This window comes from Lentibacillus populi (genome assembly GCA_014642895.1).
GTDB classification, from domain to species: Bacteria; Bacillota; Bacilli; order Bacillales; family Amphibacillaceae; genus Lentibacillus_C; species Lentibacillus_C populi.
Map to the genome: position 1 here is coordinate 55,447 of BMJD01000023.1, position 10,998 is coordinate 66,444.

Sequence of the window (10,998 nt, forward strand, 5' to 3'; positions counted from 1 at the left end):
GCAGTCATCTACGTATTCTTTTGCTTGCGTTTTCTTAACCACCCAATAAAAAATGGATAGCATATCGATAAAATTGTCAAAATCGTTAAGGCAATCGTTACAGGGGAGGCAACTATTACATTCAAAAAATTGTCCTGTGCGACAATACTTTTACGGAAATTTTGTTCCATGTCCCCACCTACAATGACAGCAAGTATCAATGGAGCAACCGGAAAATCCAGCAACTTCATCCCTAATCCGATCAAACCGAAAATAACCAGTATATAAAAATCGATCATACTGTAGCTCAATGTATAGGTTCCAATGAACGCCAATACCAGAATTAACGGGTATAATACTTTAGGTGGCGTATCCAAAATCCGGACCAATAAGCCGACTAACAAGATATTTAAAATAACTAAAAAGATATTTCCGATAAACATACTATCCACCAGTGTCCAAACCATTTCCGGATTATTTTCAAACAGAAGCGGACCTGGACGCAATCCTAACATAACAACTGCCCCCAAAATAACCGCAGTCGTTCCTGATCCCGGAACACCCATTGTTAACAGTGGGATAAATGCACCGACAGAAGCCGCATTGTTGGAAGATTCCGGTGCCGCTAATCCCTCAATGGCACCTTTCCCGAATTTTTCAGGATGCTTTGATAGTTGTTTCTCTGTTGAATAACTAAGCATCGAAGCAATGGAACCACCGGCACCAGGCAATACTCCAATAAGAAACCCTATTGGTCCATTTCTTAGCATCGGCCATTTTGTTTGGTTCCATTGTTCTTTTGTTATCCATTTTGACCCAACTTTTTTCTTTTCTTTTTTAAGTTTATCTATGCTGATATAGTTATAAAATACTTCTCCAACCGCATAAATTCCAATAATGACTACCAGAAAGTCAACACCTTCACTCAACTGGGGAATATCAAAGGTAAATCGATGTACCCCTGATTGTAAATCAACACCAACGGTACTCAAAACCAGTCCAATAGACATTGATATAAACCCTTTTACCATATTGCCAATAGACAAGGAAACGATTGCCGATAATGTAAATAAAAATAACAAAAAATACTCAGCTGGACCAAATTCCAGGGCAAATGCTGCCAATGGCTTTGCTAAAACGATGAACCCGATTATTGCGAACAGCCCACCTATCAACGAAGCAATAGCAGATATCGTTAACGCTTGGCCAGCCTGCCCTTTCTGTGCCATTGGATATCCGTCGAACGTGGCAGCAATGGCTGATCCGTCACCCGGGGTATTTATTAAAATCGAGCTTCTGGAACCCCCATACATGGCACCATAATAGATGGTTGCCATTAAAATCAATGCACTAGTTGGATCCATACCAAACGTAATCGGAATAAGAACTGCAACCGCTGTAGCAGGCCCCAGTCCTGGAAGCATCCCAACTACTGTTCCAAGAAACCCACCAATGATAATCAAAAATAGGTTGATAGGCTTAATAGCGACCATAAACCCTTCGACTATATGTTGAAAGTCAACTCCCATTTTTCTTTCTCCTTTCTATGGTAGACTCACATTTAAAAGTTCAGCAAAGGAGTACCACGTAATGAAAGAAAATATGACTGCAATTAAGATATTCTTAATCCATTGTTTTCTCCCATTCACAACAAAAAGTAATCCTGTCAAAAAGATGATTGTTGAATATAAAAAACCGATTCTTTCAAAAAGGAATGTATAGATAAATATCAGAACCAAAGACGCGATAATTAGGAATGGCGTTCTGCCTGTGAAAAGCTGTCTGACCTTTTCCATCTTTTCCCCGCGCTTCTTCCACTCCTGAAACAAATAAACAATACTCATTAACAGCAAAAATATCCCGATGACTGCCGGAAAATATAGTGGTCCATTTGGATCTCCAATTTTTGCTTGCGGTAAATTAAAGGTAAAAACGACATAGATAACGCCTGCAAAAATAAAAAACAAAGGTGTGATTAATCGGAGCATACTATTCCCTCCTTATTTACATTGGTAAAATTAGAATGAATCCGTAAGCTCGGATTCATTCTAATTTCGGTCCATTAATCAATTAAACCAGAAACATTCAATAACTCATTATAATTTTCCATTTGCTTTTCAAGAAATTTAGCTGATTCTGTACTGTCCATGTAGTAATCTTCCCATTCATTATTTTTCAATATTTTCTTCCAAGCATCTGTTTCTACTAATTTGCTGATTTTTTCGTCCCAATAAGTAATTTCATCTTCTGTCATATCCGGAGGCCCCATAATACCTCGCCAGTGGGGAAATACCATATCAACGCCTTGCTCCTTCCATGTAGGAACATCCTCAAGACCTTCGATTGGTTTTTCTGAGGTTACTGCAACCATCTTTAGTTTGCCTGCCAGGACCTGTTCCTTAAATTCGGAAACAGAAGAAGTTGCCACATCAACATGACCGCCCAACATTGCCGTAAGTACATCTCCACCGCTTTCATAAATCATGAAATTAAGCTTTGTCACGTCGACACCAAATTCTTGTGCTGCTTGGACAAAGGATAAATGGTCATCATTTCCTAAAGACGGTGCAACGGCAATTTTTAATGATGTTGGATCTTTTTTCAACTGCTCCATAATTTCAGCACCAGTATTAAATTTTGAATCAGGAGCAACTGTAACAGAATTCCATTCAGTAGTAAGGATTGCCAATGGTGTGAAATCATTATAGGTAAGCTCACTTTGTCCTAATAGATTATTTGTAATAACCAAACTCGAGTTAATAGAAATCGTATGAGCATCTTTACTCTTTAAATATTGCCAACCAACCTCGCCGCCACCACCAGGTTTGTTAACGACATTCATGCTTTTTTCAATAATTCCCTCATCTGAGAAAACCTTTTGCATGGATCTTGCGGTTGCATCCCAGCCACCACCCGGAGATGCAGGAGCTATTATTTCAATATTTTTGGTTGGAAAATCTGAACCACCAGAATCACTACCACTTGCTTCATCTGATCCTGATGAGCAACCTGCGATCAATAATGTGGTAAATAAAATCATAATACCAATAAGTTTGCGCAATTGAACCATCCTCTCTTTAAAGTTAAAAATCTATGTTTCAATAATATACTGAATCTTATCTTTTGTATGCGTTTTCAAAGTAACCCAATTTAACTATATAAAATTATTTTTGTTCATTTAGTTCACGGAAATATCATGTATTATAATAATATTTTCGTTCCGGTCTGCCAATAATGCCATATTCCTGTTCCACGGTTGCATTATTTATAGATACTAAATATTCCAAATATCTTCTGGCAGTTGTTCTTGAAGAACCAATTTGTTTTCCCATTTCATCTGCTGTCCATGCCTTTTCTTTATCTTGTCCCATATACTTTTTTACTTTATCAAGCGTTATACGATCAATTCCTTTTGGTAGTGTTACGACTTTTGTCTTACTGTCTGAAGTAGTATGAAATAATGATTCAAGCAAATCCTGATCAATCGAATCCTTTTTTTGCAGAAGGCTTTTTCGTTGTTTATAAGTATCCATAACTTCTGTGAAACGTTCCATTGAGACAGGTTTGATCAAATAATTAACCACCCCTACGTGCAGGCTGGTTTCCAGCAAGTGTTTTTCCGTTGCAGCTGTTATGATTATAATGTCTAGAAGGGGCTTAACCTTGCGAATCTCTTTAATAAGATCTGTACCCAAATAATCTGGCAAATAGATGTCCAACAGTAATAAATCCACGTCATTTTCCCGAACCAGCCGTAATGTTTCTTCTCCGTTAATCGCCTTTCCGACCACTTGTACCCCCTCCACTTTTTCCAGGAAATCTTCGTGGATATTGGCAATCCTGAAATCATCCTCAGCTATTATAATGCTTATCATACTTTAATCTCCTTTCTTGTTTTTTGGGATATAAACTGTTATGGTTGTTCCTTTATCATCTGAATCAATTTCGATACTTCCATGTAATGAATTTAATGCTTCCTTAACATTAAACAATCCGAAACCTCGATCATCAGAATGGTTACTTTTGGTGGAATAGCCCGGTGCAAACAATTTGTCAAAATCCTCTTCGTGTAGCCCGCTCCCATTGTCCGAAACTTCAAGGATAATATCATGACCAATATCCAACGCAAAAAATGTAACATTACGATCGCTCTGTTTCATTACTTCATCAAATGCATTATCGATCAAGTTCCCAATAATCGTTATTATATGGGACGTCTTAATGTGTTCAGGCAAATTATGCACTAAACTATTGTTGTCCACTTCGAAGTCAATTTTCTTTTCGGACGCTTTACTCATTTTCCCCAACAAAACTGCTTGAACTTTAAAATCCTTAATTTGTTCAAAAATCAACTTGTTGGTGTGACCAGTTTCTGCAAATTCCTCCTTGACCATGTTTAAGACCTCATCATATTTTTTCAACTGAAGTAAGCCAGATATCACGTACATTTTGTTTGAGAATTCATGTGTTTGTGCCCGCAGATCATCCGTATACGTTTTCACTTCTGATAGGGTATCAAGCATTTCTGTAATTTCTGTTTTATCCTTAAATGTAGCCACAGTACCAACTAAATTACCATCACTTAAAATGGGTACCATATTGATGACAATGACTTTATTATTAATTAGCATTTCCTTATTTAAGAAAAACTCCTTATGATTCATCAGTTCAGAGGGATCAACATCTGGAAGAACCTGCTCAATTGATTTATTCATATAGTCATCCGAAACATGTAATAGTTTTTTAGCGGATTCATTAATCAAAGTTATGTTTCCGCTATCATCCGTCGCAATGATTCCTTCATTAATGGAAGATAATATAGACGCACGGTCTCGATATAATGTTGCAATCTCTCTCGGCTCCAATCCCATCGTATCTTTTCTGATGTTTCTCGCTAATAGGTAACTGGCAAAAACACCTATTAAAGCAATAGTAATAGAAAAGTAAAATATATCTTTAAGTCGCTGAAATATCGTACTATTGATCTTCTCTTTCAAATACCCAACCGAAACAACCCCTACCATGTTTTCTCTTTCATCCATTACAGGAGCCTTACCAACAACGGAAGGGCCGATAAATTCATTCGATTCAACATTATAATATCCACCAAATACCCTTGCCATATAGCCATCGTCAAATGGTTGATGCTCTCCAATCCTGTCAACATCTGGATGTGTCAATATCGTGCCATCCAGATTCTGAATAACAATAAAGTCAGCGTCATTCTGAACGCTGAACTGTGTTGTCATGGATTGTAACTCGTATGCCTCTCCATGCTTTAACAACCGTGCTACGTCAGGGATATAGGAAATGGTTTTGGCGGTTTGCAGACTTATCGTGTTTTTATTGGAATACACCTGCTTTACATCAAAATAGGCAAAAACACTTAGTAGCAGAATAATTAAGGACAGAATGATAGTAATAACCATTCCTATGATTTTGGTTTTTAGTGAAACGTTTAATAATCTCTTAATCAAGGATATGCACCTACCTTATACTGATCCTTTTGGGAAACTGCTAGCTTGTCATTCATTACGTATTCTACATAATTCGGCATGAATTGTCAGAATCCTGCATACCTTGACTTGGATACTGTTTGCCTAGAGCATGCTTGACTAATCGCAAGAAATATATGGTGTATAATGGTGGAAAATTTACACAATCGGATTTCCATAATGATTTGCCCTGTTGGAAGACGGGGCGAATAAACGTGGCATGGTTAAGTTACTGATGGACTGGTGAATTCATGTTCCTACACAGCACGAAGCTACCAAGCAAATTGCTGTAGCTCTTCAAGAAATGTAAGAAGGTACCTGGTGTAAAAGATGTGGACACGGAAACAATGGATGTAAAGTCTACCTAATTTTATTCAAAAAGACGATTAGCGAATTGATAGCCATTATCGCACAGGTAGCCATGTATACCAGAAATGGCCAGAAGGAATCATTGGCATTCTACCTCATAATGGTTCTCGGTGATTGGGATGGGATTGGAGATAAAACACCAATCATAAGGAGTGTGGCTGAGGTGCCATTTTTTACAGCTCTCATGGTATAGCGACATTATGCTAGAAGAAACAGTTACAATGATAACAGACTTTATGAAAAGTGATACCACTGAGTCATTGTTACGGAATTACATGTTAAAAAGCGGACAGGTGAGGCGGTAATTGTCGGTGGAATGAGGATGCTGTTAAATAAAAAATAATATGGAAATTCACCCAAAAATCCCATCAATAATGAATTGATGGGATTTTCATTTTAGGAAACTAAATGAAATTCCTCTTAAAACTCAATCAAAATCCCTGTTTTATCATCCATCTTTTTAAACCGCGGATATGTAACGCAATGCGGATCATCGTCCTCCCGCTTCTCCACCTCTTTCACCAGCTGATCCAAACCATCGGAAAATGCTAGATCAGCTGTCTTGATCCATGCATCTGGTTCATCCAGCTTCTGCGGAAGGAGCAAACCATCACTTACTAACAAAATCCTTGAAACTCTATTTAATGAAATCCTTCCTCGCTCCAAGAAATCCAGTGCCTCCTCACCGCCGTCTATCACACCGTATCCGCCATATGTATTCGCTTTACTGCGATTTTCTAATAAAATTGGGTTCACCATTTCCCGCAAATGACCAAGGCCCAAATGTCGGTTTGTACTCCTTTCTCGCTTTTCAACAAGCTTATGAATCGCTATACTGTCCAGATCCTGCAGCAAATCGTGTGTGACCATCCTTATAGCACCTGTTTCATATTGGAGAAATAGCATACAATCCGCAGCTTGAACATATTCCAGAAATGAATAATCAGGAGCTACCTTGATGGCAGCAAGGGCTGTGGAACTCCTTACGATCTTTGGAATTTCCAGAAAATCGGTCACACTTGATTTTTTTATGTTTGCTTCATAATAGTTCATTGTTTCTTTTTGTACTCTTTCATTTGCTAATTTCACATATGAAAAAAGAGAATGATCGTCTGTTGCCTTATTTAGTTCTTCCTTTACAGCATGCGATGCAATATAGCCTGGTACACCATCAAGCCCGGTAGCACCATCAACCGCAGCATAAATCCCTGCTTTTTCATTCATTACACAAGCGTCTTCGTTTATTTCTCTACCGCCCTTTTTGTAAACATTGCTTACCTTCAAGGTAAAACAGCTCCTTAACGTACATTTTTGTATTGAAAATTTCTTTGTTACCAACATAACATATTTGAAAAAACAATACCCCTAACCAAAAGAATGGCGAACAGTTTCTCGCCGCTCGCCAATTCACTATAATATATTTATCTTTTTTGTCGTACAATTTGTAATACCCTTTGACAAGAAAATTACCAAACCTCTTCCGCAATTTCAAGTACATGCCGAATTTTCTTCCATTGGTCTTCTTCACTAATGTCGTTGCCTTCCTCGGTTGAGGCAAAGCCACATTGCGGGCTTAGACATAGCTGGTCTAATGGCAAGTATTCACTTGCTTCTCCAATACGTTTTTTGATTTTTTCTTTACCCTCCAGTTCACCCGATTTAGTTGTGATGAGACCGAGCACAACGGACAAATCCTCCCTGTTCACATATTGGAGCGGTTCAAATCCTCCAGAACGTTCATCATCAAATTCCAAAAATAAGCCATCCACGTTCAGCCCGCCAAAAATGGTCTCGGATGCTGGATCATAAGCTCCTTCTGCAAAATAATGCGAACGATAATTCCCCCGGCAAATATGCATGGTAACCAATAAATCAGCTGGCCGTCCTTCAAGTGAATCATTAATCGCTTGGGCCGCGATTTTCTGCATATCTTCCGGTGTATAACCTTGCTCGCGAATGGCTGCTCGTCCTTTTTCCGATAAATAGGATGACCACGATGTATCATCAAGCTGCAGGTATCGGCACCCTAGATCATAAAATCCTTGAATAGCTTTTTTATAGGCATTCGTCAGGTCTGGGAGCAATGCTTCCAGATTTCCATAGACATTTGGATCAATGCTACCACGAAGCAACAGCATATTCGGACTCGGAATCGTCATCTTAGCCACATAATCAGATCCTACATGCGCTTGCAAAAATCGGAAATGATTAAGCATTGGGTGGTCATCATGAAAATCTACTTTACCTGTAACACGAATGGAACGATTTCTTGCTTCAATACCAACAAATTGCAAACCGCTGTCCGGATCGTAACCTTCCACACCAGTCAGTCCTTCCAAAAAATCAAAATGCCACCACGAACGGCGAAACTCCCCATCCGTAATTGATTTCAAGCCTGCTTCCTTTTGCTTTTCAATCAGCTTGATGATTTCCTCATCCTCAACACTGCGCAATTGTTCCCCGGTAATTTCCCCAGCGGCAAATTGGCTTCGTGCATGTTTTAATCGCTCTGGTCGCAGAAAACTTCCTACATGATCACCTCGAAATGGTGCTTTCTTTTCGATTTTTGTTGTTGTCATCCCAATCAGCTCCTAAAAAATGTAATAAAAAAATTCCTCCGATATGAAGGAACTATGGATAAATATAGTCATCTTCTTATCTTCCAAGCTTTCAAGCACTTGTTAGAATTAGCACCTTGCCCACGATTAGACAGGTTGCTGAGGCGTCTTTGGGCTAATCCCTCGACCTCTCTGGATAAGAACTGCTTGTATAAAAATGTTGAATCCATCATACCAGTTTGACGGGAAATTGCAACTGTTTTGTATTTTGAACTTTTTGGAAATATCTGTCCTACCATTGAACAAAGATAGTTTCGTGTTCACATTATTGCAAGATTACTTGAACCCTTAATGTCATGCATGGCTACCGCTTTTTTTTTTCGAATGTACACTTTGATAGATGGGAGGAAAGAATAAGGAATGGATTAATTACCTTACCCTATTCACACACGTCCCCATTCAATTTCTTAACATAACCGGTACGAGCGCCATCGCACCTCTAACCCCCTGTTCGTCGTTAAGCTCGGGTGCGACAATAAACGTATCGGCATTTTCAATCGTCAAATAACCATTCATCATTTCCAGGAACTTTCTCCGAATAAGCGGGTACAGCTGTTGCTGTTTCATGACTCCACCACCCAAAATAATTCGCTCGGGCGCTAGAATCAGGAAATAATTCATGATCGCTTGTGCCAGATAATAGGCTTCTAGTTCCCAGACATGGGAATCCGCAGCTAATTGATGCCCCTTTTTTCCATAACGCTTTTCAATTGCTGGACCTGAGGCAAGGCCTTCCAAACAATTTCCATGATACGGACAACCTCCTGGAAATGCATCATTTTCATGCTGCTGGATAAGCACGTGTCCCATTTCCGGGTGGCTTTTTCCAACATATGTATTCCCGTCTTGAACGTAGCCCGCTCCGATTCCCGTCCCGACGGTAATATACATACAGCTGTTTACATCTCGCCCTGCACCATATTTGTACTCCGCAAGTGCTGCAGCATTCACATCTGTGTCGATATATACCGGTACCTTTAAATCCTTTTTCAATTTTCCAAGCACATCATATTGTATCCATTTTGTTTTCGGCGTATTTAAAATCGTCCCGTATGTATCACTTTTTTTATCTAAATCAACTGGACCAAAACAGCCAATTCCAATTGCTTCTACTTTGTATTCACGAAAAAAATTGTTAACGTCCTTAAACGTTTCCTCAGGGTCTTTAGTTGGGAAGCTAGTTTTTGCAATGATATCTCCTGATTCATCGCCAACAGCACAAACGAATTTCGTTCCGCCAGCTTCTATTGCGCCTATGAGCATGGTTTTATCCCCCTTTTTATATTTTCTGTTATTTACGAATTAGCAATACTACTTGATTTACTAGTCTATTACCCCTCCAAAAATGCTGATAATTCTTTTACATCTGGATATGAAATTTGGGTACCTTTTCTTGTTACACTCAATGCAGCAAAAGCTTGGGCACGCTGGATCGCTTGCGCTACATTTCCATTTCGCACAAAAGAATGGGCAAAACAGCCAATGAATGCGTCTCCAGCTCCTGTCGTGTCAACTGCTTTTACTTGATACGCATCAAAGCGGCGTATGTCATTACTAGTAACCCAAAGCACACCACGACGACCTAACGTTACAATGACATTTTTTACCCCTTTTTGAAGTAAAACAAAGGCGGCATTTCGAGTCTCTTTATCTGTTTCTACCGGCATTCCTGTTATCATTTCTAATTCTATTTCATTCGGTACAACAAAATCACACATGGAAATATACTTGAAATCCAACTCTTTCGTTGCCGGGGCAGGGTTAAAAATAATGGGAATATGATGCCGATTACCAAATTCAATTGCATGGTAAATAGTGGGTAATGGAATTTCCAGCTGCAGAACTAGTAAACGACATTTTTTTAGTTTTTCGGCTGCTTGATCGATATCCTCAGGTGAGATATACTGATTCGCTCCTTTTATAATTAGTATACGATTTTCGGAATTAGCATCGACAAAGATTGGTGCTGCACCACTTGCGACTCCAGGGACTTTCTGTACAAATTCTGTATTAATTTCATATTTTTTCAAGTTTTTAATCGTATTGTCAGCAAATATATCATCACCCACTTTGGTAAGCATCGTGACGCTTGCACCCATTTTAGCTGCTGCAACAGCCTGATTCGCTCCTTTCCCTCCACATCCCATCTCGAAATTGGGTGCTTCACGCGTTTCTCCTTTTTTCGGCATTTTATCAATATATGTAATTAGATCCACCATGTTCGAGCCTATAACGGCAATATCCACACCAATCATCTCCTTCATATCTAACATATATGACGTCGGTAAATGCCAAACATTTTTTAGAGTCTTTCTATTAGATTAGCTGAAAATTGTTTAAAGTCTATGATATAATAGTTGTTTCAGTGAGGAAACCTGACTGACTAAACACAAGGATGCACATTCAAGTGAACTACTCCCACCACTTACCACCCTTACGTGTTGCTTGAAGTGGGGGCTTCTTGGGTAATCGCCACTTTTGGTAGCTGACGAAATTGACCAAGCTAACCCTCTTGTTCCAAAAGTTTATATTTTTAT

The 10,998-nt window shown here is 39.0% G+C and carries 9 protein-coding genes and 1 riboswitch; all 9 genes read right to left on the bottom strand.

Annotated elements, in window-relative coordinates; all coding sequences use genetic code 11:
* Positions 1-8: 8 nt before the first annotated feature.
* Entirely contained in the window at positions 9-1,508 is a 1,500-nt protein-coding gene (locus tag IEX12_RS13895) for a tripartite tricarboxylate transporter permease (RefSeq protein WP_155554454.1), read from the bottom strand.
* Positions 1,509-1,523: 15 nt separating this feature from the next.
* Positions 1,524-1,967, bottom strand: a complete 444-nt coding sequence (locus IEX12_RS13900) for a tripartite tricarboxylate transporter TctB family protein (protein ID WP_155554453.1) — start codon at positions 1,965-1,967, stop codon at positions 1,524-1,526.
* Between the two features lie 74 nt (positions 1,968-2,041).
* Positions 2,042-3,049: a tripartite tricarboxylate transporter substrate binding protein gene (locus tag IEX12_RS13905; RefSeq protein WP_155554452.1), complete on the bottom strand. Its 1,008-nt coding sequence runs from the start codon at positions 3,047-3,049 to the stop codon at positions 2,042-2,044.
* A gap of 124 nt (positions 3,050-3,173) precedes the next feature.
* Positions 3,174-3,854 carry a response regulator gene (locus tag IEX12_RS13910; RefSeq protein ID WP_188725388.1) on the bottom strand — a complete coding sequence of 227 codons (681 nt, stop codon included), beginning with the start codon at positions 3,852-3,854 and terminating at the stop codon, positions 3,174-3,176.
* A 3-nt stretch (positions 3,855-3,857) separates the two neighbouring features.
* A complete protein-coding gene (locus IEX12_RS13915) occupies positions 3,858-5,456 on the bottom strand; it encodes an ATP-binding protein (RefSeq protein WP_188725389.1) in 1,599 nt (532 codons plus the stop codon).
* Positions 5,457-6,263: 807 nt separating this feature from the next.
* Entirely contained in the window at positions 6,264-7,127 is an 864-nt protein-coding gene (locus IEX12_RS13920) for a hypothetical protein (protein ID WP_102414791.1), read from the bottom strand.
* A 182-nt stretch (positions 7,128-7,309) separates the two neighbouring features.
* Positions 7,310-8,422 (bottom strand): 5-methyltetrahydropteroyltriglutamate--homocysteine S-methyltransferase, encoded by a 1,113-nt coding sequence (locus IEX12_RS13925; protein ID WP_088052738.1) that lies wholly within the window; start codon positions 8,420-8,422, stop codon positions 7,310-7,312.
* Between the two features lie 73 nt (positions 8,423-8,495).
* A riboswitch (SAM riboswitch) is annotated at positions 8,496-8,604 on the bottom strand.
* A 256-nt stretch (positions 8,605-8,860) separates the two neighbouring features.
* On the bottom strand, positions 8,861-9,724 hold the full coding sequence (locus tag IEX12_RS13930; protein WP_088052737.1) for an ROK family protein: 864 nt from the start codon (positions 9,722-9,724) through the stop codon (positions 8,861-8,863).
* Positions 9,725-9,792: 68 nt separating this feature from the next.
* The gene (gene rbsK / locus IEX12_RS13935; RefSeq protein ID WP_102414790.1) at positions 9,793-10,707 is read right to left on the bottom strand and encodes a ribokinase; all 915 of its coding nucleotides are present in this window, start codon (positions 10,705-10,707) and stop codon (positions 9,793-9,795) included.
* Positions 10,708-10,998: the final 291 nt, after the last annotated feature.